The organism is Microbacterium sp. CIAB417, from assembly GCF_022788845.1.
The window spans coordinates 1-22,805 of the sequence record NZ_JAHZUT010000001.1; the positions used below are offsets into that span (position 1 = coordinate 1).

19 protein-coding genes and 1 tRNA gene are annotated in these 22,805 nt (G+C 69.9%); 12 read left to right on the forward strand and 8 right to left on the reverse strand.

Annotation, left to right across the window (positions count from 1 at the left end; all coding sequences use genetic code 11):
• Positions 1 to 44: 44 nt before the first annotated feature.
• Complete coding sequence (locus KYX17_RS00005; RefSeq protein ID WP_243224507.1) at positions 45 to 731, reverse strand: LysE/ArgO family amino acid transporter; 687 nt, start codon at positions 729 to 731, stop codon at positions 45 to 47.
• A 70-nt stretch (positions 732 to 801) separates the two neighbouring features.
• On the opposite strand from KYX17_RS00005, the gene KYX17_RS00010 reads away from it, so the two are divergent.
• Positions 802 to 1,695 (forward strand): LysR family transcriptional regulator ArgP, encoded by an 894-nt coding sequence (locus tag KYX17_RS00010; protein ID WP_243224508.1) that lies wholly within the window; start codon positions 802 to 804, stop codon positions 1,693 to 1,695.
• A 4-nt stretch (positions 1,696 to 1,699) separates the two neighbouring features.
• On the opposite strand, the gene KYX17_RS00015 is transcribed toward KYX17_RS00010, so the two are convergent.
• Entirely contained in the window at positions 1,700 to 2,377 is a 678-nt protein-coding gene (locus tag KYX17_RS00015; protein ID WP_243224509.1) for a YqaJ viral recombinase family protein, read from the reverse strand.
• Between the two features lie 52 nt (positions 2,378 to 2,429).
• On the reverse strand, positions 2,430 to 3,812 hold the full coding sequence (locus KYX17_RS00020; RefSeq protein ID WP_243224510.1) for a glucose-6-phosphate dehydrogenase: 1,383 nt from the start codon (positions 3,810 to 3,812) through the stop codon (positions 2,430 to 2,432).
• 77 nt (positions 3,813 to 3,889) lie between these two features.
• On the opposite strand from KYX17_RS00020, the gene KYX17_RS00025 reads away from it, so the two are divergent.
• The 3 genes from KYX17_RS00025 (at position 3,890) to rplL (ending at position 6,832) form a co-directional block, all read left to right on the forward strand.
• A complete protein-coding gene (locus KYX17_RS00025; RefSeq protein ID WP_243224511.1) occupies positions 3,890 to 5,680 on the forward strand; it encodes a glycoside hydrolase family 15 protein in 1,791 nt (596 codons plus the stop codon).
• 228 nt (positions 5,681 to 5,908) lie between these two features.
• On the forward strand, positions 5,909 to 6,397 hold the full coding sequence (gene rplJ, locus KYX17_RS00030) for a 50S ribosomal protein L10 (RefSeq protein WP_243224512.1): 489 nt from the start codon (positions 5,909 to 5,911) through the stop codon (positions 6,395 to 6,397).
• Positions 6,398 to 6,448: 51 nt separating this feature from the next.
• Positions 6,449 to 6,832 (forward strand): 50S ribosomal protein L7/L12, encoded by a 384-nt coding sequence (gene rplL / locus KYX17_RS00035; protein WP_243224513.1) that lies wholly within the window; start codon positions 6,449 to 6,451, stop codon positions 6,830 to 6,832.
• Positions 6,833 to 6,898: 66 nt separating this feature from the next.
• Here rplL and KYX17_RS00040 read toward each other — a convergent pair whose 3' ends face one another.
• Complete coding sequence (locus tag KYX17_RS00040) at positions 6,899 to 7,897, reverse strand: LacI family DNA-binding transcriptional regulator (RefSeq protein ID WP_243224514.1); 999 nt, start codon at positions 7,895 to 7,897, stop codon at positions 6,899 to 6,901.
• Between the two features lie 267 nt (positions 7,898 to 8,164).
• Between KYX17_RS00040 and KYX17_RS00045 the strand changes: the two genes are divergently transcribed.
• The 6 genes from KYX17_RS00045 to KYX17_RS32185 all read left to right on the forward strand — a co-directional run bounded on the left by KYX17_RS00045 (position 8,165) and on the right by KYX17_RS32185 (position 15,747).
• Complete coding sequence (locus KYX17_RS00045) at positions 8,165 to 9,484, forward strand: ABC transporter substrate-binding protein (protein ID WP_243224515.1); 1,320 nt, start codon at positions 8,165 to 8,167, stop codon at positions 9,482 to 9,484.
• Between the two features lie 108 nt (positions 9,485 to 9,592).
• Positions 9,593 to 10,732 (forward strand): carbohydrate ABC transporter permease, encoded by a 1,140-nt coding sequence (locus KYX17_RS00050; protein WP_243224516.1) that lies wholly within the window; start codon positions 9,593 to 9,595, stop codon positions 10,730 to 10,732.
• On the forward strand, positions 10,729 to 11,685 hold the full coding sequence (locus tag KYX17_RS00055; protein ID WP_243224517.1) for a carbohydrate ABC transporter permease: 957 nt from the start codon (positions 10,729 to 10,731) through the stop codon (positions 11,683 to 11,685). The genes KYX17_RS00050 and KYX17_RS00055 overlap by 4 nt, the downstream gene beginning before the upstream one ends.
• A 62-nt stretch (positions 11,686 to 11,747) precedes the next feature.
• Positions 11,748 to 12,902, forward strand: coding sequence for a cystathionine gamma-synthase (locus tag KYX17_RS00060; protein ID WP_243224518.1), 1,155 nt, complete (start codon positions 11,748 to 11,750; stop codon positions 12,900 to 12,902).
• A gap of 270 nt (positions 12,903 to 13,172) precedes the next feature.
• The gene (locus KYX17_RS00065) at positions 13,173 to 14,402 is read left to right on the forward strand and encodes a multidrug effflux MFS transporter (RefSeq protein ID WP_243226132.1); all 1,230 of its coding nucleotides are present in this window, start codon (positions 13,173 to 13,175) and stop codon (positions 14,400 to 14,402) included.
• A 43-nt stretch (positions 14,403 to 14,445) separates the two neighbouring features.
• Positions 14,446 to 15,747 carry a GNAT family N-acetyltransferase gene (locus tag KYX17_RS32185; protein ID WP_308220825.1) on the forward strand — a complete coding sequence of 434 codons (1,302 nt, stop codon included), beginning with the start codon at positions 14,446 to 14,448 and terminating at the stop codon, positions 15,745 to 15,747.
• 256 nt (positions 15,748 to 16,003) lie between these two features.
• Here KYX17_RS32185 and KYX17_RS00080 read toward each other — a convergent pair.
• Positions 16,004 to 16,091, reverse strand: a tRNA-Ser gene (locus KYX17_RS00080).
• Between the two features lie 90 nt (positions 16,092 to 16,181).
• On the opposite strand from KYX17_RS00080, the gene KYX17_RS00085 reads away from it, so the two are divergent.
• Positions 16,182 to 17,087 (forward strand): rhodanese-related sulfurtransferase, encoded by a 906-nt coding sequence (locus tag KYX17_RS00085; RefSeq protein ID WP_243224519.1) that lies wholly within the window; start codon positions 16,182 to 16,184, stop codon positions 17,085 to 17,087.
• An 8-nt stretch (positions 17,088 to 17,095) separates the two neighbouring features.
• Here KYX17_RS00085 and KYX17_RS00090 read toward each other — a convergent pair whose 3' ends face one another.
• The 3 genes from KYX17_RS00090 to KYX17_RS00100 are packed head-to-tail and all read right to left on the reverse strand — an operon-like array spanning position 17,096 to position 21,508.
• Entirely contained in the window at positions 17,096 to 19,333 is a 2,238-nt protein-coding gene (locus KYX17_RS00090) for a DUF3488 and transglutaminase-like domain-containing protein (RefSeq protein ID WP_243224520.1), read from the reverse strand.
• Positions 19,320 to 20,522, reverse strand: a complete 1,203-nt coding sequence (locus KYX17_RS00095) for a DUF58 domain-containing protein (protein ID WP_243224521.1) — start codon at positions 20,520 to 20,522, stop codon at positions 19,320 to 19,322. Before KYX17_RS00095 ends, KYX17_RS00090 begins: the two co-directional genes overlap by 14 nt.
• Before the next feature lie 11 nt (positions 20,523 to 20,533).
• On the reverse strand, positions 20,534 to 21,508 hold the full coding sequence (locus tag KYX17_RS00100; RefSeq protein ID WP_243224522.1) for a MoxR family ATPase: 975 nt from the start codon (positions 21,506 to 21,508) through the stop codon (positions 20,534 to 20,536).
• A 132-nt stretch (positions 21,509 to 21,640) separates the two neighbouring features.
• On the opposite strand from KYX17_RS00100, the gene KYX17_RS00105 reads away from it, so the two are divergent.
• Positions 21,641 to 22,798 (forward strand): AI-2E family transporter, encoded by a 1,158-nt coding sequence (locus tag KYX17_RS00105; protein WP_243224523.1) that lies wholly within the window; start codon positions 21,641 to 21,643, stop codon positions 22,796 to 22,798.
• Positions 22,799 to 22,805 lie beyond the last annotated feature (7 nt).

Genomic DNA, 22,805 nt, shown 5'->3' on the forward strand with positions numbered 1-22,805 from the left:
GAGGCCACCCAGAGCTGGGTGGCCTCTTTCGCGTTAACGGCCGTTCAGCCCACGACCGTGGGCATCACGAGGCTCACCGCGATGCCGATCATGACGACGGCGATGAGCGCATCCAGGACGCGCCAGGCGCGGGGTGTGCTGAGCCAGCGGCCCAGGTAACGGGCACCGAATCCCAGCGCGGTGAACCAGACGGCGCTCGCCACGATCGCGCCGCAGGCGAAGAGCCAGCGTGCGTCGCCGTGGGTCGCGGCGATCGAGCCGAGCATCAGGACGGTGTCCAGATAGACGTGCGGGTTGAGCCAGGTGAGGGCGAGGACGGTGAGCACGACCGGCGCGAGAGCGGTGCGCTGCGTCATGCGAACGGTTCCGCCGGTCGAGATCGTTTCGGGCGTCTCCTGCTCGGCGGCGGATCCCGCGCCGGTGGCTTCCGCGGTTTCCAGACCCTGACCCGTGCCGCGCCACGCGCGCCCGGCGGCGAGCAGGCCGTAGCCGAGCAGGAACACCGCGCCGAGCCAGCGTGCGGCGTCGACCAGCCAGGGCACGGACTCGAGCACATATCCGAGCCCCGCGACGCCGGCGACGATCAGCGCGGCGTCGGAGATCGCGCACACGAGGACGACCGGCAGAACGTGCTCACGACGGATGCCCTGCCGAAGGACGAAGACATTCTGCGCCCCGATGGCGACGATGAGCGAGAGTCCGAGCCCGAGGCCCGCGAGGAACGAGATCATGCACCCACGCTACGTACGGGCCTTCATTAGGTACAGCGAAGAGATCTAACCGCGCATTAGGCTGGTTTATGTGCAGGCGAGGATCCCTCTGGACGCCGCGGTCACGGTCGCGGCCATCGTCGACGGCGGGAGCCTCGACCAGGCTGCTCGGGCGCTGAACATCACGCCCTCGGCGGTGAGTCAGCGGCTGAAGGCTCTCGAAGAGCAGCTGGGACGCGTGCTCATCGTCCGCGGACGTCCCGCTCGGCCCACCTCGGCGGGCGAGGCCATCGTCCGGCTCGCACGGCAGCTCGCCCTCCTCGAGCACGATGCGCTGTCGGGCTTCGGTCTCGACGATGCCGAGGACGCCCGGGTGTCCGTTCCTCTGGCGGTGAACGCCGACTCGATGGCGACGTGGTTCCTGTCGCCTCTCGCGCGTCTGGCCGAGCGCCACGGCATCGACTTCGACCTGCATCGTGACGACCAGAACTTCACCGCACGGCTCCTGGAGGCAGGCACCGTGATGGCGGCCGTCACCTCGGAGGACAACCCGGTGGCCGGCTGCACCGTGACCGCTCTGGGCGTGCTGAGCTATCGCGCGATGGCCACGCCGGCGTTCATCTCCCGCTGGTTCCCTGACGGGGTGAACCGGACGACGCTCCGCCGTGCGCCCTTCGTGGACTTCGACCGGCGTGACTCGCTGCAGCACGCTTGGCTGGCGTCTCAGGGTGTCGACGAGCACGGGGTTCCCCGGCATTACGTCCCCGCATCGCACGACTATGCGCAGGCGGTGCGGCTCGGCCTGGGGTGGGGGATGGTGCCGTCACTGCAGGCCGAGGAACCCGGGACGCCGGGCCTCGAGCACCTCGGCGGCCGGACCGTGCGCGTGCCGCTGTACTGGCAGCAATGGAATCTGCGCTCGGAACTGCTCGACGCGATCGCCGCGGAGATCGCGGTCGAGGCGCGGCAGGTGCTCGAGCGCTGAGGGATCAGTCCGACAGAGCGAGCGCGCGGAACATGTCACGCTCGCGCAGCGCGTCACGGCGGGTGTCGGCGGGGGCGATGCGGGACGGCGGGCGCTGGCCTGTCGTGCGATGGTAGAGCTCGTCGATCAGCCGGGTCGCCATGTGGACGAGTCGGCCGATCTCCTTGTCATCGCGGTCGATCCACACGCATCGCGGCTCGTCGTGGACGGGGCGGAACTGATCGTGCTCCTCCCAGACGAACAGCGTGCGCTCGGCGCCGAGCACATGCTGCTGCCACCAGACCTGACGAAGATATGTGCGCGGGATGGATCGCCAGTCCTTGTTGGTGGTTTTGATCTCGGCCAGCGTCACGCGCCCCGCCGCGTCCTGGGTGATCCCGTCCGGGGTCGCGAGATGGCGGTGCTCCAGCTCGGCACGGAACAGAGCGGAGGACGGCTGGATGCCGTGCGTGGCCGCGACCCAGGCGGCGATCTCCGGCTCGCGCCTGCGCCCGTGGTCGGTGAAGGCGTTGCCGCCGAAGCGCGCCCCGCCGCCGAGCTTCGCATCCGCGGCGCGGGTGATCGACTTCTCGCCGGACAGACCTGCGACGTCGGTCGCGGTGATGCCCCGGGCCCTGGCGCGAAGCCAGGCGACGCGGTCGCGGGAGTCCGCGATGATGCGCGCTTGGAGTTCCGGAGTCACCCTTCGACCATAACCCCGATGGCGGACGCCGTCCGCCCGACGCACCGTCCGGTCAGCGGGACGACGCCCAGTCGGCGGGTCCCGCGGACCCGGCCTGGTAGTCCTCCAGCGGCACGTCACCGCGCTCCCAGACTGCAGCGATCGGCTCGAGGATCCGCCAGCACTGCTCCGCAGCGTCTCCCCGGACGGCGAGCATGGGGTCGCCGTCCAGGATGCTGGAGAGGACCTCCGCATAGGCGCGCAGCGCCCCTTCGCCGAGCTCGGCCGACAGCGTCGTCCGTTCGAGCTCGAGAGGATCATCGGCCCCGTTCACGTTGATCTCGAGGTCCATCCGATCGGGCCCGAGCCAGAACCGCAGCACGGCACCGTCGGCGGAGCCTGTGAAACCGGAGGGCAGGTGCCGCACGGGTCGGAAACGGACCTCGACGACCTGGCGCGGTTCGCCGATCGCCTTGCCCGAGCGCAGTGTGAACGGCACCCCCGCCCAGCGGGAGTTGCGCACCTCGAAGGTCGCCTCGGCCAGCGTCTCGGTGCGGCGTTCGCGGTCGACGCCCGGTTCGTCCACGTAGTCCGGCATCCTGACGTCGCCCACCCGACCGGCCGTGTACCGCGCACGACGGGACGAGGAGAGAGGATCATCGCCCCACACATGCGTGGCGCGCAGGACCGCGGTCGTGGACTCGCGGAAGTCGATCTCGTTCAGGGCGGCCGGCTCCTCCATGGCGAGGACGGCGAGCACCTGAAGCAGATGACTCTGGATCATGTCGTCCATCGCGCCGGCGTGGTCGTAGTAGCCGGCGCGGCCCTCGAGGCCGAGTCGCTCGTCGTACACGATCTCCACGGACTCGATGTCCTCGGCGGACCACACGGGGGCGAGGAGACGGTTCGCGAAGCGGGCGCCCAGGAGGTTCAGCGTGGTCGACCGGCCGAGGAAGTGGTCGACGCGGAAGATCTGCCGTTCGGGCACCAGCCTCGCCAGCGTCGCGTTGAGCTCGGCAGCGCTGCGCTGATCCGTGCCGAAGGGCTTCTCGAGCACCAGCAACGTGCCGGCCGGGAGGTCGTCGGGATCCAGCGCCGCGCACGCGGCCGCGGCCACCGACGGCGGCACCGCGAAGTAGAGGGCCGAATTCGCCGGGATCGCTGCGAGGAGCTCGCGGACCTGGTCGGGGTTCATCAGGTCGCACTGCCGGTAGGCGATCGCCGTGCGGTCCACGGCGGGCGCGGCATCCGTGGTCGAGAACGACGAGGAGACGACGTCGCGGAGCCGTTCGTCCGACCAGTCCTCGCGATCCGCGCCGATCAAGGACACGCGCCGGGACGACTCGCGCTGGAGCAGCTGACCCAGCGCGGGAAGCAGCAGGCGGGCGCTCAGGTCTCCGCAGACGCCGAAGACGACCAGTGTCGTCGCATCCCCCTGAGCGGCCTCGTGCTGCATGCTGTCACCGTAGACGTCCGGTCCCGGCTCCGCCACCCCGTTGCCGGGCTGGTACCCGCGTGCCACAATCGTGCCCCATGCCGGCTCCGATCGAAGACTATGCCCTGCTCAGCGACTGCCGGACGGCCGCGCTCGTCTCGAAGGACGGCAGCGTCGACTGGTTGTGCCTCCCGCGGTTCGACTCCGCTTCGGTGTTCGGCGCACTGCTCGGTGAACCGACGCACGGATGCTGGAGCCTTCGACCGTCGGCGGGCGAGGCGCGCGTGACACGGCGGTATCTGCCGGACACCTTCATCCTCGTCAGCCGCTGGGAGACGCCGGACGGCGTGGCCGAGGTGCACGAGTTCCTCTCGATCGACGAGGAGCAGACGCACCTCGTGCGACGCGTGGTGGGCGTGTCCGGCGCCGTCGACATGGACACCGAGCTGCGGCTGCACTTCGACTATGCGCGGGCGCTTCCGTGGGTGCGTCAGATCGGGACGGAGACGGAGCCGGCGCTCTGGGCCACCGCCGGTCCCGACGCCGTGGTCGTGCGCGGTGCGAGGTTCCAGGCGAGCGACCATGCCCACGTCGGCGCGTTCACGATCGCTCAGGGGGAGATCCGCGACCTGGTCCTCAGCTGGTTCCCCTCCTCGGAGCCCGTGCCGGAGCCGCTGGACGTCGAGCGGGCGATCGCCGGGACCAGGTCGTGGTGGCAGGGGTGGGCGAGCGGGATCCGTCACGAGGGGGAGCACCGCGACGCCGTCACGCGTTCGCTGCTCGCGCTCCGCGCTCTGACGCACCGCGACACCGGCGGCATCGTCGCGGCGGCGACGACGTCCCTGCCCGAGGACTTCGGCGGATCGCGCAACTGGGACTACCGCTACGTCTGGCTGCGGGACGCCGCGCTGACGCTCGAGGTGCTCATCACGCACGGATTCCTCCTGGAGGCGGAGCACTGGCGGCGCTGGCTGCTGCGCGCGGTCGCGGGCGAGCCGCAGGAGGTGCAGATCATGTACGGGATCGCCGGCGAGCGGGACCTGCCGGAGCGGGAACTCGCCTCCTTCCCGGGGTACGGCGGCGCCGCTCCCGTGCGCATCGGCAACGGGGCGGTGTCCCAGTATCAGGCCGACGTGATCGGCGAGGTCCTCGTCGCGCTCGAGGCCGCGCGGCTCGCGGGCCTGGAGGAGACCGAGTTCTCCTGGCCGCTGCAGAGGGCGCTCATCGAGCGGGTGATCGCCGGGGCCGGGCAGCCGGACAACGGCATCTGGGAGATCCGGGGGGTGCCGCGCTGGTTCACGCATTCCCGGGCGATGATGTGGGCGGCGCTCGACCGCGGAGTCCGGGCCGTGCGCGAACACGGCCTCGCCGGAGACGCCGATCGGTGGGCGGACATGCGAGACGGCCTCCGCGCGGAGATCGAGGAGCGCGGAGTGCACCCCGACGGGTACTTCGTGCAGCACTACGACACGGACGAGGTCGACGCATCGCTGCTCGTGCTGCCGCAGGTCGGCTTCTGCGCCGCGGACGACGAACGGATGCTGCGCACCGTGGCGCGGATGGAGCAGACGCTCCTGCGCGACGGGCTGCTGCTGCGCTACCGGGCATCGACCGGTGTCGACGGGCTTCCCGGGGACGAGCATCCGTTCCTGGCCTGCGGCTTCTGGCTGGTCGAGCAGTACGCCGCCAGCGGGCGGGCCGCGGATGCCGAGGCGCTCATGGACAGACTGTGCGCCCTCGCCAGCGACGTGGGCCTGCTGTCCGAGGAGTTCGACGTCGACGCGCACCGCCAGGCCGGGAACACCCCGCAGGCGCTCTCGCACCTCGCGCTCGTCCGCGCCGCGGACGCCCTCGCGGGGCACCCGGGACGGGCGGCCGATCGGCACTGAGCCCGATTTGCCGGGGGTGGCGCGGGTCGGGTAGCATGGACCCAACCGAAGACCGCTGGTCATCGCCGTGCGCGAGCGCGACGATCGAAGCACTGCATCGCAGGGGCCCGCGCAGGTGACACGAACTCTTCAGCTCCGTGCGCTTGCGCCGGAGCTTTTCTGTTGCCGTGAAGGTCGAGGTCGGCGCCCCACCACCGTGAGGTGCCTCGTACACATCAAGGAGTGACCATGGCACAGAAGGATGCAACGGTCGCCGAGCTCACGAAGTCTTTCGAGAACTCGAGCGCCGTCCTGCTGACCGAGTACCGCGGTCTGACGGTCGCCCAGCTCAAGGAGCTGCGCAACAGCATCCGTCAGAACGCCGAGTACGCCGTGGTGAAGAACACGCTGACCAAGATCGCCGCGAACAACGCGGGGATCTCGGACCTGGACGACGACCTCAAGGGTCCGTCGGCCGTCGCTTTCGTGCACGGTGACTTCGTCGCCACCGCGAAGGCTCTGCGCGACTTCGCCAAGGCCAACCCGCTTCTCGTGATCAAGTCGGGCGTCTTCGAGGGCAACGTCCTCACCGCCGACGAGGTCAACAAGTACGCCTCGCTCGAGAGCCGTGAGGTTCTGCTGGCGAAGGCTGCGGGCATGATGAAGGCGACGATGGGCAAGGCCGCCGCCACCATCGACGCGCTTCGCGAAAAGCTGGAGACCGCCGAGGCCGCGTGAGCGACCGGCGATCTTTTTCCCACACAACCCCATCAATCTAGGAGATACATCATGGCTAAGCTCACCACTGAGGAGCTGCTCGAGCAGTTCGCCGGCCTGACCCTCATCGAGCTCAACGAGTTCGTCAAGGCGTTCGAGGAGAAGTTCGAGGTCACCGCCGCTGCCCCCGTCGCCGTCGCAGGCGCTGCCGGCGGTGCCGGCGAGGCCGCTGCCGAGGAGGAGAAGGACTCGTTCGACGTCATCCTCGAGGCTGCCGGCGACAAGAAGATCCAGGTCATCAAGACGGTCCGCGAGCTCACCTCGCTGGGCCTCGGCGAGGCCAAGGCCGTCGTCGACGGTGCTCCGAAGGCCGTCCTCGAGGGCGCCAACAAGGAGACCGCCGACAAGGCGAAGGCCGCTCTGGAAGAGGCCGGCGCGACGGTCACCCTCAAGTAATCACCGCGTCTGACGCTCGAAAGGCCCCGGGTCCGCCCGGGGCCTTTCTGCGTCCTTGAGGCCCGATCAGGATGCCGGGGACACGGTCGAGCTGCGCATCACCAGGGCGGACGGCGCGGCGACGTGCTCGATCGCGGCATCCGGATCCTCCAGTCGAGCGAGCAGCAGCCGGACAGCTTGGGCGCCCTGATCGCGCGGTCGCTGCCGGATGGTCGTGAGCGCGAACATCTCGGCGTCGCGATGGTCGTCGATGCCGATCACGCTCAGCTGGGCCGGGACGGCGATGCCGAGCCGGCGGGCGGCGATGATCGCCCCGATCGCGGCCTCGTCGCAGACCCCGACGACGGCGGTGGGGCGCGTGCGCCGGTCGCTCAGCAGGTCTGCGGCGGCCGCGTAGCCGCTCGACATCGTGGACTCGGCGAAGGCGACCCGGATGCGGGCTCCGGCGGCCGACATCGCCTCGCGATACCCGGCCAGGCGCCTCTCGTCGCCGACACCGCCGTCGCCGTGCTCGCCGGTTCCGACGAAGGCGATGTCGGTGTGGCCGAGATCCAGCAGGTGCTCGGTCGCGATGCGCGCGGCGCTCGTGTCATCGATCGAGACCGCGCTCGCGCCCTCGCTGTAGGGGCCGACGCCGACCACGGGGCGGTCGAGGCGGAGCAGGCGGTCGAGCTCCTGAGCGCTGGGCTGGATGCCGGCCGCGATGAGACCGTCGAAGCGTCGTCGGGGGAGGACCTCGGCGAACACGCGCTCCCTGGTGCGGCTCCCCTCGCGGAGGTCGTACAGCGCGAGATCGAGATCGGCCGCGAGCAGTTCGTCCTGGATGCCGGCGACCAGTTCGGTGAAGAACCAGCGGTCGAGCGTCGGCACGATCACGGCGACGGTCCCCGTGCGCCCGGTCGCGAGGCTCGTCGCGGAGGAGTGCGCGACGTAGGACAGCTCGGCGGCGGCGTCGACCACGCGCTGCCTCGTCGATGCGGAGACGTAACCGCGTCCGCTGAGTGCACGGCTGGCCGTCGCCTTGGACACCCCGGCGCGCGCCGCGACATCCGCGATGGTGCTCATGCGTCCTCCTCGACACCGCGCGCGTCGGCGCGCACGGTGTCGAGGATAGCCCTGCGCGAGATGAAACGGAACCGGTTCCACACGAATTCCAAGGGAGCGCTCCCATGGGACGGATCGCGGCGCGGCAAAAGGTTGTGCGGTTGTGATGATTCCCCATTGTGCCCGGCACGGTGGGCCAAGTAGGTTGGCCTGGAATCGGTTCCCGATTCGGTCGCGTTCGCCGCGATCGATTCCGCTGGGGACGTGAACTCGAGGAGGAGAAATCACATGGCTCTTTCGCAGCGCAGAAGGCTGATCCTGCCGCTCGCCCTGATCGGTGCGACGGGGATCGCCCTGGCGGGGTGCGGTGCTCCCGGCGCCCCGAACGGCGGCGGCGGAGGCGGGGACGTCGAAGGCGAGACCGTCACCATCTACGGCACGATCGTGGATGCCGAGGCCGAACTGCTTCAGGAGTCCTGGGCGGACTTCGAGGAGGAGACCGGCATCGACATCAAGTACGAAGGCAGCCAGGACTTCGAGACGCAGCTCGGAACGCGTGCGCAGGGCGGCAACCCGCCCGACATCGCGATCTTCCCGCAGCCGGGTCTGTTCGCCGACTTCGCGTCGCGCGACTTCCTCGTTCCTGCTCCCGAGGCTGTCGCCGAGAACGCCAACGAGTACTGGTCCGAGGACTGGGTGAACTACGGCACGGTGGACGGCACGTTCTACGGTGCGCCGCTCATGGCCAGCGTCAAGGGCTGGATCTGGTATTCGCCCACGAAGTTCGCCGAGTGGGGCGTCGAGGTTCCGACCACGCTCGCCGAGCTCAACGAGCTGACCGCGACGATCCAGTCGACGACGGGCACGCCGCCGTGGTGCGCGGGTTTCGAGTCCGGCACGGCGACCGGATGGCCTGGAACGGACTGGATCGAGGACTACGTGCTCCGTCAGTCCGGCACCGAGGTCTACGACCAGTGGGCGGCGGGTGAGGTGCCCTTCACCGATCCGCAGATCAAGTCCGCGTTCGACGCGGTCGGCGAGATCCTGCTCAACCCCGACTACGTCAACGCCGGGTTCGGCGACGTCCGCTCGATCAACTCGACGGCGTTCGGTGACGTGGCACCGGCGCTCGCGAGCGGCGAATGCGCGCTGACGCACCAGGCCTCGTTCCTCTCCGGCTTCTACCCCGAGGGGACGAACGTCGCCGAGGACGGCGACGTGTGGGCGTTCATCCTCCCCGGCGAGGCCGAGGGCGAGACGACCGTGACCGGCGGCGGCGAGATCGTCGGCGCGTTCAGCGACTCCGAGGCGACGCAGCAGGTGCTCGAGTACCTGTCGAGCCCCGAGTGGGCGAACTCGCGGGTGAGCCTGGGCGGTGTCGTGTCGGCCAACAGCGGCCTCGACCCGGCGAACGCCCAGGATCCGATCCTCCAGGAGACCGTCAAGATCCTGCAGGACCCGGAGACGACGTTCCGCTTCGACGCGAGCGACCTGATGCCCGGTGCGGTGGGCGCCGGAACGTTCTGGAAGGGCATGGTCGACTGGGTCAACGGCACCGCGACCGACGACGTGCTCACGCAGATCGAGACCGGCTGGCCGAGCGAATAGTCGGCAGCGACGGGCCGCCCCCGCTCCGGCGGAGGCGGCCCGTCCCGCACTCCGATGCGCGCATCGTGGCGCGCATCGCTCCACTCCGCGTCATGAAAAGGGGACTGCGTGAACGCGACAATGTTCTTCGACTGGATCAGCGCGATGCCGCCGGTCCTGCAGGCCGTGGTGGTGGTGATCGCCTTCGCCGTCGTGGTGGCGCTCATCCTGCTGCTGGTCGACATCGCGCCGCGACGGGGCGCGATCTACACCTGGATCCGCCTGGCGATGTGCCTTCTCATCCCGCTGGCGGTGATGTGGTTCTTCAACTCCTGGTACTGGGCGATGGGCGTCGCCGTCGCCGTGGGAGCGCTGTTCTTCTTCCTCGACTACCGATCCCGTGACGGAGCGGGGTACCTGATCCAGCTGGTCGCCTTCATGGCGCCCGCCATGCTGCTCCTGCTCGTGGGGCTCATCCTCCCGTCCATCCAGACCGTGTACGCGTCGTTCTGGAACTCGACGGGCAACGACTTCATCGGCTTCGCGAACTACATCTGGATCTTCACGCAGTCCGACGGGATCACGGCCGTGGTGAACACGATCGTGTGGGTGCTGATCGTGCCGGTCGTCTCGACGCTGGTCGGTCTCGCCTACGCCGTGTTCATCGACCGGACCCGCGGCGAGAAGATCTACAAGGTTCTCGTGTTCATGCCGATGGCGATCTCGTTCGTCGGTGCCAGCATCATCTGGCGGTTCATGTACGAGTACCGCGGTCCCCAGTACGACCAGATCGGTCTGCTCAACCAGATCGTCGTCTGGCTCGGAGGACAACCGCAGCAGTGGCTGCTGAACGAGCCGTGGAACAACCTGTTCCTCATCGTCGTGCTCATCTGGGTGCAGACCGGATTCGCGATGGTCGTGCTGTCCGCGTCGATCAAGGGAGTCCCGGCCGAACTGCTCGAGGCCGCCGAGCTCGACGGTGCCAATGCGTGGCAGCGGTTCTGGTCGGTCACGGTCCCGTCGATCCGTCCGGCGCTCATCGTGGTGCTCACGACGATCTCGATCGCCTCGCTGAAGGTCTTCGACATCGTCCGCACTATGACCGCCGGAAACTACGGCACCAGCGTGCTCGCGAACGAGATGTACACGCAGTTCTCGAAGTTCGAGGCGGGGCGCAGCGCGGCCCTGTCCGTGATCCTGTTCATCCTGGTGCTGCCGATCGTCATCTACAACGCGCGCCAGATCAAGAAGCAGCGGGAGATCCGATGAGCGACACCGTCAAGCTCGACCCCTCGAGCACCCGCGCGATCACGACGGGCGGGAAGTTCGAAGCATCCGCCGCGCGCACGCGCAAGCGGCTGAGCAGGCCCTGGGCCACCGTCGCCTCGATCGTCATCGCGGTCCTGTGGACCATCCCGACGCTCGGGCTGTTCATCTCCTCGTTCCGCCCGCGGGACGACATCAACACGACCGGGTGGTGGACGATCTTCGCCGACCCCCAGTTCACGCTGGAGAACTACGTCGAGGTGCTGCAGTCGGGTACGACCCAGCTGACGATCCTGCAGTCCTTCGTCAACTCCATCGCGATCACGATCCCCGCGACGCTGATCCCCCTCATGATCGCGGCCATGGCGGCCTACGCGTTCGCGTGGATCGACTTCAAGGGACGCAACGCGCTGTTCGTGTTCGTGTTCGCGCTGCAGATCGTTCCGATCCAGATGGCGCTGGTCCCGCTGCTCACCTCGTTCTCGCGCGGCATCAACCTCTTCGGGGTGCAGGTGACCGAGTCGATCGACGCATCGCAGGGATACGCGCAGGTCTGGATCGCGCACACCATGTTCGCGCTGCCACTGGCGATCTACCTGCTGCACAACTTCATGTCCGAGATCCCCTCGGAGATCATCGAGGCCGCCAGGGTGGACGGGGCGTCCCGCGGACAGATCTTCTTCCGCGTCGTGCTCCCGCTGACGATGCCGGCGATCGCCTCGGTGGCGATCTTCCAGTTCCTGTGGGTGTGGAACGACCTGCTCGTGGCGCTGGTGTTCGCCGACGGACCGGCAGCGCCGATCACCAAGGTGCTCGCCGAGATCACCGGACGCGGCGAGGGGTGGTACCTGCTCACGGCCGGGGCGTTCGTGTCGATCATCATCCCGCTGATCGTCTTCTTCGCCCTGCAGCGCTACTTCGTGCGCGGCCTGCTGGCCGGCTCGACGAAGGGCTGATCGCCTGTCGCGGGACGTAACAGGCGCGGGTGACGAGGGAGCATCGGACGTAGGCTGAGGCCATGTCCGAGCACTCCTTCGCCACCCGCGCCATCCACGCAGGGCAAGCGCCCGATCCGCAGACCGGCGCGATCATCCCGCCGATCTACCAGGCCTCCACGCACGTCCAGGACGGCATCGGCGGATTCCCGCGCGGTTATGAGTACAACCGCGCGGGGAACCCGACCCGCAGCTCCCTGGAGACCCAGCTGGCGGCACTCGAGGGCGGCTCGGCAGCGCTGTCCTTCGCATCCGGTCTCGCCGCCGAGGACGCCCTGCTGCGCGGCATCCTGAAGCCCGGCGACCACGTCGTGCTCGGCAACGACGTGTACGGCGGCACGTACCGCCTGCTCACCAGGGTGCTCGCACCGTGGGGCATCGAGACGTCCACCGTGGCGCTCGAGGACGCCGACGCGATCCGCGCGGCGATCCGCCCCGAGACGCGGATCGTGTGGCTCGAGACGCCGAGCAACCCGCTGCTGAAGATCGTGGACATCGCCGTCATCGCCGAGATCGCGCACGCCGCCGGCGCCGTCGTCGTCGTGGACAACACCTTCGCCTCGCCGGCGCTGCAGCAGCCCCTGGCGCTCGGTGCCGACCTCGTGGTTCACTCGACGACGAAGTACCTCGGCGGTCACTCGGACGTGCTCGGCGGGGCGATCGTGTTCGGTGACGACCGCCATTACGAGCCGATCGCCTTCCAGCAGTTCGCCGTCGGAGCCGTCTCGGCTCCCCTGGACGCGTGGCTCACGACGCGCGGCATCAAGACGCTCGCCGTGCGCGTGCGCCAGCACAGCGAGAACGCGCAGGCCATCGCCGAATGGGCGGCGGAGCGGCCGGAGTTCGAGACCGTCTTCTACCCCGGACTCGCGACCCACCCCGGTCACGACGTCGCCGCACGACAGATGAGCGGATTCGGAGGCATGCTGTCGCTCGCGCTGAGCGCAGGACCCGAGGCCGCGCGGGCGTTCGCCGAGAGCACCCGGCTGTTCCAGCTCGCGGAGTCGCTCGGCGGCGTGGAGTCGCTGATCGGTTACCCGCCGGAGATGACGCATGCGTCCGTGCGGGGCACGGCGCTCGCCGTCCCCGAGAACGTGGTCCGGCTGTCCGTCGGCATCGAGGACGTGCGCGACCTCATCGCCGATCTGGAGCAGGGCCTGGAGCGCGTCGCCGGCTGAACCCGATCCCGAGGTCCGGAGGGCAGGGGAGTAGCATGGTCGGATCGACGTTCTCGAATCGATTCGAACCCCGCGCCCCGGAAAGCTCTCTTGACCGACTCATCCCGCCACGACATCCCTACGACTGACACGAACTCCGACACGCCACAGCCTCCGGCATCCGACCGCACACCCAGCGGGACGATCCGGACCATCACCGGCAGCATCCGCACGTCGACCGCGACCGGCGCCATCCGCACCCTCGGCCCGAACCCGGCGACCGCGCCGATCATGCTGCACCCGGGCGATGCGATCTCGACCGGGCGCCGCACCGTCTACATCATCCTGCTCGGCGCGCTCACGGCGCTCGGACCGTTCACCATCGACCTCTACCTGCCGGCGTTCCCGCTGCTGGAGAGCGACTTCCAGACGACGGCGACGGCGATCCAGCTCACGCTGACCGGGACGATGATCGGCTTCGCGATCGGACAGCTCGTGGTCGGCCCGCTCAGCGACAAGGTCGGCCGGCGGGTCCCGCTCATCTCCGTCACGGCTCTGCACGTGCTCGCCAGCGTCGCGGCGGCGCTCGCGCCGGATCTGCTCCTGCTCGGCGCCGCGCGGGTGTTCATGGGCATCGGCGCCGCGGCCGGCGGCGTGGTCGCGATGGCGATCGTCCGCGACCTGTTCGGCGGACGCCGGCTCGTGGTGATGCTGTCGCGACTGGCTCTCGTCTCGGGCGTCGCGCCCGTGGTCGCACCCCTGGCCGGATCTGCTCTGCTGGCGGTCATGGACTGGCGTGGCATCTTCGTCGTGCTCGCCTGCTACGGCGGCGTCATGCTCGTCTCCGGGCTGTTCCTCATCCCGGAGACCCTGCCGCGCGAACGCCGCCACGATCGCGGCTCGTCCACCGTGCTCCAGCGCTACAAGAGCGTGTTCTCGGACCGGGTGTTCCTCGGCGTGCTCGTCATCGGCGGCATGACGTTCTCGGGGCTGTTCTCGTACCTCTCGGCATCCCCCTTCCTGTTCCAGCAGACGCACGGGCTCGACCCGCAGCAGTACGGCTGGCTGTTCGCGGCGAACTCGATCGGCGTCGTCGTCGGGGTCCAGACCGCGTCGCGGCTCGCGGCGCGGTTCGGCCCGCAGTGGGTGATGGCGATCTCGACCGCGGGACTGCTGCTCTCCGGAGTCGCGATCATCGTGACGGACCAGCTCGGCCTGGGACTGTGGGGCACGGTGATCCCGCTGTTCCTGTTCATGACCTCGTGCGGTTTCACGTTCCCCTGCGTGCAGGTGCTCGCCCTGGACCGGCACGGCAAGGCCGCAGGCACCGCGGCATCCGTGCTCGGCGCCTGCAACAACGGCGTCGCGGCCATCATCTCGCCGGTGGTCACCCTCCTCGCCGGAGGAGCGGGCATCACGGCCACGACCATGGCGTCGGTCATGGTCGGCTGCGCGGTCGTCGCGATCCTGGCGCTCTGGCTGATCGTGCGCCCGCGCACGGTGGGAATGCTCAACCCCTGAGCCGGATGCCGCGTCCGCGCACGCCGCACGGCAGAATGGCCGGATGAGACGGCACCTTCTGTGGTGGGGCATCGGCACCCTGCTCGCGGCCATCGCGCTCGGGGCGTATCTGACGATCGACGGCGGCGCGGACGATCCGTCCACGCTCGACGCCTGGTGGCACGACGCGATGGTCGATGCGCGGCCCGATGCCCTCGTGGCCTTCTCGCACGTCATGAACCGTATCGGCGGCGGCTGGATCGCGGTGTTCGCCGTGCCCGGGATCGTCGCGGTCGCGTTGCTGATCGCGCGACGGTGGAGGTCGGCGATCTTCGCGCTCGCCGCGTTCATCACGAGCGCGGCGCTCGTGCAGCTGCTCAAGCAGCTGTTCGGGCGTGCGCGTCCGGAGGACATGCTCGTGATCAGTGACTACGGCTCCTACCCGTCGGGGCACACCGCCAACGCCGCGACGATCGCGATCGTGCTTTGGGTGCTCTTCCCCCGGGTGTGGATGGCCGTGCTGGGGGCGGCCTGGGTGCTGGCGATGGCGCTGTCGCGGACGGTGCTCTCGGTGCACTGGCTGACGGACACCGTCGGGGGAGCGCTCGTCGGGGCATCCGCCGCGCTGCTGGTCGCGGCACTGCTGCTGCCGTGGGTGCGCGGCGACGCGCCCGTCGCCGTCACGGCAGCGATCGCCGGCGGGACGGATAGGGTGGATCCGGCCGTGACGACCGCCGGCCGAGAACTCGCAGAGGAGTCCGCCGTGCCGCAGATCCGCCCGTACCGCCCCGAGGACCGCGACGGCCTGTTCGACGTCTGCGTCAGGACGGCGGATGCCGGAGCCGACGCGACCGGGATGTTCACGGACGACGATCTGTGGGGTCTGCTCTTCGCCGTGCCGTACGCCGAGCGGGATCCCGGGCTGTGCTGGGTCGTCGAGGCCGAGGACGGCCGCGTGATCGGCTACATCGTCTCGACCGACGACACCGACGCCTTCGAGCAGTGGTTCCGCGACGAATGGTGGCCGCGCTACACCGACCGGTTCCCGAAGCCCGCCGACCCGCAGACGGCCGAGGAGCGGATGCTCGCCTACGCGTACGGTCGAGGCCCCGGCCGCGAGCCGAACGCCGCCGAGTATCCGGCGCATCTGCACATCGACCTGCTGCCGGAGACCCAGGGGAAGGGGCTCGGACGCCGGCTGCTGGAGACGCTGTTCGCCGAGCTGCGCCGTCGCGGCGTGCCCGGCCTCCACCTCGGCATGAACCCGGCCAACACGGGGGCCGCGGCCTTCTACGACCGCGTCGGGATGCACCGTCTGCCGAGCCCCGAGGGGTCCTGGGTGTACGGGGTGCGGTTCGACGGGTGACGGCGGGGAACGGGCGGTGATGCGCCGAAGCGCGGCGGTGACGGCGGGACTCCGGTACTCGCTGCGCTCGTGCCTCCCCGAATCCCACAGCACGGGATAGACGAAGGAAGGGCCCCCGCTGACGCGGAGACCCTTCATTCGTCTGGCGGTGACGGCGGGACTCCGTCGCTCGCCTGCGGCGTGCTCCTCCCCGAATCCCACAGCACGGGATAAACGAAGGAAGGGCCCCCGCTGACGCGGAGACCCTTCATTCGTCTGGCGGTGACGGCGGGATTCGAACCCGCGGTTGCTTGCACAACACACGCTTTCCAAGCGTGCTCCTTCGGCCGCTCGGACACGTCACCAGGGAACAACCTGTCCATCTTATCCGATCGCCCGCGGGCTCGTGACCACGCCGGATCCTCGAACCTCGGCCGGGCGCCTAGAATCTCGGGGTGGCAACTCCCAAGATCGTGCTGTTCTACGTGTTCACCCCGCTCGCCGACCCCGAGGCGATCCGGCTGTGGCAGCGCGACCTCGGCGAGGCACTGCGCCTGCGCGGACGCCTGATCATCTCGAAAGACGGCATCAACGGAACCCTCGGCGGCGATCTTCCCGCCCTGAAGAAGTGGGCGCGATCCTTCCGCTCCTATGCGCCGTTCGCGAAGGCCGACATCAAGTGGAGCGAGGGGACCGGCATCGACGAGACCGGACACAGCACCGACTTCCCCAAGCTCAGCGTCAAGGTCCGCGACGAGATCGTGTCGTTCGGTGCGCCCGGCGAGCTCCGCGTCGACGAGAACGGGGTCGTCGGAGGCGGAAGACGGCTGACTCCGGAACAGTTGCACGAACTCGTCGCCGACCGCGACGACGTCGTCTTCTTCGACGGGCGCAACGCCCTCGAGGCGCAGATCGGCCGCTTCCGCGACGCGATCGTCCCGGATGCCGAGACCACCCGTGATTTCGTCCGGTTGCTGGACTCGGGGGCCTACGACGACCTCAAGGGCAAGCCCGTCGTCACCTACTGCACCGGCGGCATCCGCTGCGAGGTGCTGTCCAGCCTCATGACCGCGCGCGGCTTCGGCGAGGTGTACCAGCTGGAGGGCGGCATCGTCCGCTACGGAGAGGCCTTCGGCGACGACGGCCTCTGGGACGGGTCGCTGTACGTGTTCGACGGGCGCGGTTCGGTCGACTTCTCCGACCACGCCGCCGTCATCGGGGAATGCGCCGGATGCCGCCGGCCCACGAAGCGCACCGCGAACTGCCCCGACGCGTCGTGCCGCGTGCAGCAGGTGGTCTGCGAGGAATGCGTCTCCCTCCCGTGCCCCGCTCACGTGCGCGACGGACAGCCCACCGGCTGAAGGGCGCCTCACGCCGCGATGACCGCTGACGGACGCTGTGCGAACAGCGACCGCGGCGCGAACAGCGCCTTCAGACGCGACCGGGTGTCGACCGACTCGCGCACCTGATGCAGCACCCCGGTCAGGGGCTCGGCCAGGTCCCCGGCATCCGAAGCGGTCGGCGCGTAGCTCGCCCGCTCGATCGACCGCACCAGCGGAGCGAGGAGCGCAGGATCGACGTCGTTCTCCGCCGAGAGTCCCGAGGCGCGCACGCGCGGACTCTCCGCCTCGGACGGGTTCAGACCGAGGTCGACGAGGCTGTCGCGCAGCTCCGCCCACGCGCTCGCCGCGTCACCGCTGCGCGCCCGGCCGATCCGCACGGCGCGGCGGAGAGCGCGCACCATCAGAGGCAGCAGGAGCACGACGATCACGCCGCCCGTCACCAGCAGCACCGGCGTCGGGTCCAGGCGTTGCAGTGCGCCCCCGCCTGTCCCCGCGGCGCCGGCGTCATCCGGGGCGATCGTGGGGCCCGTCGTCGGCGCGGCCGAGGGGGCGGTCGTCGGCGCCGGCGTCTGCCCCGGTCCGTTGCCCGTACCGCCGGCGGTCTCCGCGCGCGCGAACGCGGTCGGCACGCCGAGCGTCGCGGTCGGCTCGAACGGCACCCAGCCGATGCCCTCGAAATGGACCTCCGGCCAGGCGTGCAGCTGGTCGCTCATGACGGCGTAGACGTACTCGTCTCCGCGCTTCTCGTCGGTCAACTGCCCCGGGAGGTATCCGACCACGACACGAACCGGCATCCCCAGCGTCTTCGCCATCAGCGAGAACGCTCCGGCGAAATGGACGCAGTACCCGGACCGGACCTCGAGGAACGTCGCCACGGCGTCGGCGCCGGTCCCGTCGAAGTCCTCCTCCACGGGAGTGTCGACCGAGTACTCGAACTCGCTGCGGAACCAGTTCTGCAGCGCGATGAGCTTCTCGTAGTCGCTCGCGGCCTCCGCGGTGATCTGCATGGCGGTCTGCGCGATGACCGGAGGCAGCTCGGCGAGGTCGGTGCCGTCGTCGTCGCCACCGGCCGCGCGGGAGGCCGTGATCTGCTCGAACGTCGGCTGAAGCTGCGCCGACGTGACGGTATAGTCCCGACCGGATGCGTCCGCGACCTCGGACAGCACCGTGCGGTTGGAGGTCATCACCTCCCACCCCGTGGAGACCCCCACGATGCGCTCGGCGGGGAACGGCACAGGAAGGCGCGAGCTGGATAGCCCCAGCACCCGGATCGACGTCAGCCGGTCCGTTCCGGTGAGCTCGTCGTTCCACTCGGGATCGCCGAATCCCTCCGACACGGGCTGCGTGTCGGAGGTGTCGGGGCGCCAGACCTCGCCGGTGAAGCGTGACAGGGTCGCGATGCGGAGGTACGGTGCCGTCTCCGACGTCGTCGCGAGCGACATCACCTGAGTCGGGTTCGGGCGGCGCAGGTCGTCGCCCAGGCGCAGAGAGGCGTCCACGGTGACCCCTGCTCCCGGCACCATCCAATTCGCCGACACGGGCAGACCGGGCACCACGATCAGCGTCGCCGCCACCGCCGCGGCTCCGACACCGGCGGTGACGGCCGCGGAGGTGCGACGCGCGGAACGACGATCACGGCGGGCACTGCTGCGCAGCAGCAGGAGCACCAGCACCGCGAGCACGACGAACCACACGACGTTCGGATCGCCGAGCGTGATGATCATCGGCAGCGCCCCGACGACCGTGACGGTGATGATCGCCAGCAGCGCGAGGCGCTGCGCGACGAGGTGGTCGATGAGGATGATGACGACCGCGAACGCCGCGCCGAGCATGCTGCGCAGCGCCAGGGTGTCCTGCAGCGGTGCGCTGCCGTTGTACACCTCGGCGGCCGCCTGGGTCGCGAGCTCGCCGAACGCGATGAGCGTGGCCGGGGTCGGGACGACCCCGAGCAGCGCGGTCTGCGGCAGCAGCATGGCCGTCAGCAGGGCGACCGACGCCGCGACCTGCACGAGAAGGGCCGAGAGCTCCCGCGCCACCGCCGAGCGCCGGGCGAGCATCGTGCGCACCACGATCCCGGCGAGGGCGACGACGAAGATCAGGGTGCTGATCACGAAGCTCCAGGGCCCGGCCTGCACGACGGGGATGTACGGCCACAACGCCACGACCCCCGCGAACGCCGCCAGCAGCGCCCGGGTCACGACGCCCTCCCGGGGCGGCGACACGTCCAGCGCCCACGCGCCCGTCGGAGACTCAGCGCGGGACACGTCCGCCTCCGGTCAGCATCCGCTCCGGCAGCGCGAGCTCCCAGGAGGCCGATACGTCGTCCGTGAGCACGGCGCCGGTCCACCCCATCGAGGAGGCCGCGACCAGGGCGCCTTCGGCGGGATGGGTCGCGAGCAGGATCGGGACGGCGGCGCCGCCGTGGTGCAGCAGATCCCGCTCCTCGACGGACAGGCGCCCGGTGAGCACGACGAGGGGTCCCGGCGGCGTGCCGCCGACCACGGCAGCCAGGTCGCGCGCGTCTCCGCGGGGAGTGAGGATCGCGAGCGCGACCAGCAGCTCGTCCCGGTCGTCCTCGTGCCCGCGCAGAGCGCCGATGAGGGTGCCCGCGCTGTCGACGACGTCCACGCTGTATCCCTCGCCCGCCAGATGCAGCGCGATCGAGGCGCACGCCGACACGGCGGTCTCGAAAGCGGGGTCGATGCCGCGATCCGCACGAGCCCACCGCGCGGCCGCGCGATCGATCACGACGATCGCGTCGGGGCTGGATTCCTCCTCCTCCTGGCGCACCATGAGCTCTCCGCGATGCGCGGTCGCGCGCCAGTGGATCCGCCGCATCGAGTCGCCCGAAACGTAGTGCCGCGGCGACAGGTTGTCGCTTCCCTGTCCGAGCCGACTCGACGCCGTGTGCGCGGTCCCGCCGGCGGCGCCCCAGTGCGCTGCGAGCGGCGCGAGGGGGATGACCTCCGGTACGACGGTGACCGTCCGGGTGGAGCCGAACTCCTGTTCGCGCTGAGCGAGGCCGAACGGATCGGTCGTGCGGAGCACGAGCGGGCCGACCGGCCACACACCCCGCCGCACGCCCGTGATGGGGTAGCGCAGCACCCCCGTCTCCGGCGGGTACTCTCCCGCGGCGTGGCCGGTCACGGCATCCGGCAGCACGTCGCGCCACAGGCCGTGCGGGATCCGCAGCGAGCGCAGGGCGAAGCGCACCGTGACGCGCGACTCCTCGCCGACGGTCAGCAGGTCCGTGGAGATCTGGCGGCTCACGGTGCCGCTGCGGCGCGGCACGTGCACCACGAGCACAGCCAGCGCCGTGAGCGCGAACAGCAGCACCGCGACGTACAGCAGGATCGGTGCCGAGACGATGTTCGCGGCGATCACGAGGAGCAGGCCGATGAGCAGGGCACCGGCGCCCCGGAGGGTGAGGACATGCCGGCGACGGGCGGACACGAGGGCTCCGTTCAGGCCCGTGTGGCCACGGGCACGCGCACCCGCTCGATGATCTGCGAGAGGGCGGCCTCGACCGGCTGAGCGCCCGCGCGGTGGACTCCCCGCGCCGGGAGCAGGCGGTGGGCGAAGACCGGCACCAGCAGATCCGTGAGGTCGTCGGGGATGACGAACTCGCGGGCGTCCAGCGCCGCCCACACCTTCGCGGCGCGGACGAGCTGCAGCGTGGCCCGCGGACTCGCGCCCAGGTGCAGGCTCGGGTCCGAGCGCGTGGCCTGGGCGAGCGCGACGGCGTACTCCTCGATGCTCGGGGCCACGTATACGGCTCTGGCGCTCTCGATCAGTGCGCTGACGTCCTGCGCGCCGACCACGGGCCGGATCGCCTGGAGCGGGTTGACCGTGTCGCGCTGCCGGAGCATCAGCGCTTCGGCGGCGGCATCCGGGTATCCCATCGAGATGCGCATCATGAAACGGTCGCGCTGTGCCTCGGGGAGCGCGTAGGTCCCCTCCATCTCCAGCGGGTTCTGCGTCGCGACGACGAGGAACGGATCCGGCAGCGGGTGCGTCCGGCCATCCACCGTGACCTGCTTCTCCTCCATGGCCTCCAGCAGCGCGGACTGCGTCTTGGGGGAGGAGCGGTTGATCTCGTCCGCGATCACGATGTGCGCGAACACGGCGCCCTGCTTGAACTCGAACTCGCGTTCCACCGGGTTGTAGACGCTCACGCCGGTGACGTCTCCCGGAAGCAGGTCCGGGGTGAACTGGATGCGCCTGACCGTCGCGTCGACGCTCGCGGCGAGGGCCCTGGCGAGCATCGTCTTGCCGACACCGGGGACGTCCTCGATGAGCAGGTGCCCCTCGGCCAGCAGGCACACCAGGGCGCTGCGCACGGCATCCGCCTTGCCGTCGATCACCTCACCGACGGAGGCCAGGATGGCGGAGGTCTGCTCCGCGAATCGCTCTGCCGTCATGACGGATGCGTCGTGCATGCGTCCCCTTTCGCCCTGCCCCTCCACCCCTCGTCGGGTGTGAACCGATCGTAACCCGCGGAGGGCACCGGCGGACCCGCGGATGCCGCGCATTCCTGGCGATCTCCCGCACCCTGCGGTTAGCCTCGAGTCATGGGACTGTTCCGGAACGACCCCCAGCGCGTGCGAATCGAGACGCGGGACGTGGAGCTGACCGCCACACGAGCCCCGTGGAGCCTGTGGGCGGACGGGTTCGGCAAGCTCGGCATCCGCGCGATCCAGATCATCGTGGTGGTGGCCGTGGCGGCCGGGATCATCTTCGCGATCCAGCAGCTCACCCTCGTGACGATCCCGCTCGTCATCGCGCTCATCCTCGCGTGCGCGTTCACGCCGGTGATGTCCTGGATGCGCCGGCGCGGTGTGCCCTCGGTGCTCGCGACCATCATCACCCTGCTCGCGATCGTCATCATCCTGGGGCTCCTCGGCTGGCTGATCGTGTGGGCCGTGCGCGACCAGTGGGACGATCTCTACACGCAGGCGGAGGACGGATTCCAGCATCTGCTGGCGTGGGTGCAGACGCTGCCCTTCGACTTCCTCCAGCCGGAGCAGATCGATGAGTGGATCGGTCAGCTCACGGACTTCGTCACGAGCGCGCAGTTCGGCTCCGGCGCGATCGCGGGTGTGAGCGCCGTCGCCAACTTCGTGACCGGCTTCGTGCTCATGGTCACGATCCTGTTCTTCTTCCTCAAGGACGGACCGCAGATGTGGGAGTTCCTCCTGCGTCCGTTCCGCGGCGAGAACTACCGGCGCGCTCGCCGCATCGGCGACAAGACGGTCAGCACCCTCGGCTCCTACGTCCGCGGCACCGCCACGGTCGCCGCGGTGGACGCGATCGGAATCCTGATCGGCCTGCTCATCCTCCAGGTGCCGCTGGCGATCCCGCTGGCCGTGCTGGTCTTCCTGCTCGCGTTCATCCCGATCGTCGGGGCGACCGTGGCGGGCATCCTCGCGGCCCTCGTCGCGCTGGTCGCGAACGGATGGGTGAACGCCCTGTTCGTCGTCGGGGTCGTGGTGCTCGTGAACCAGCTGGAGGGGAACTTCCTCCAACCGTTCCTGATGGGCCGGTCCATGAAGCTGCACGCGTTCGTCATCCTCGTCGCCCTGACGGTCGGCACGGTCCTCGGCGGCATCGTCGGCGCGGTCCTCGCGGTGCCGATCGCGGCAGCGATCTGGGGCGTGATCCAGGTGTGGGACGGCCCGGACACCCCTGCGCGCTGGGCGCGGGCGAAAGCACCGGTCGAAGCCGGGTAGACTGGTT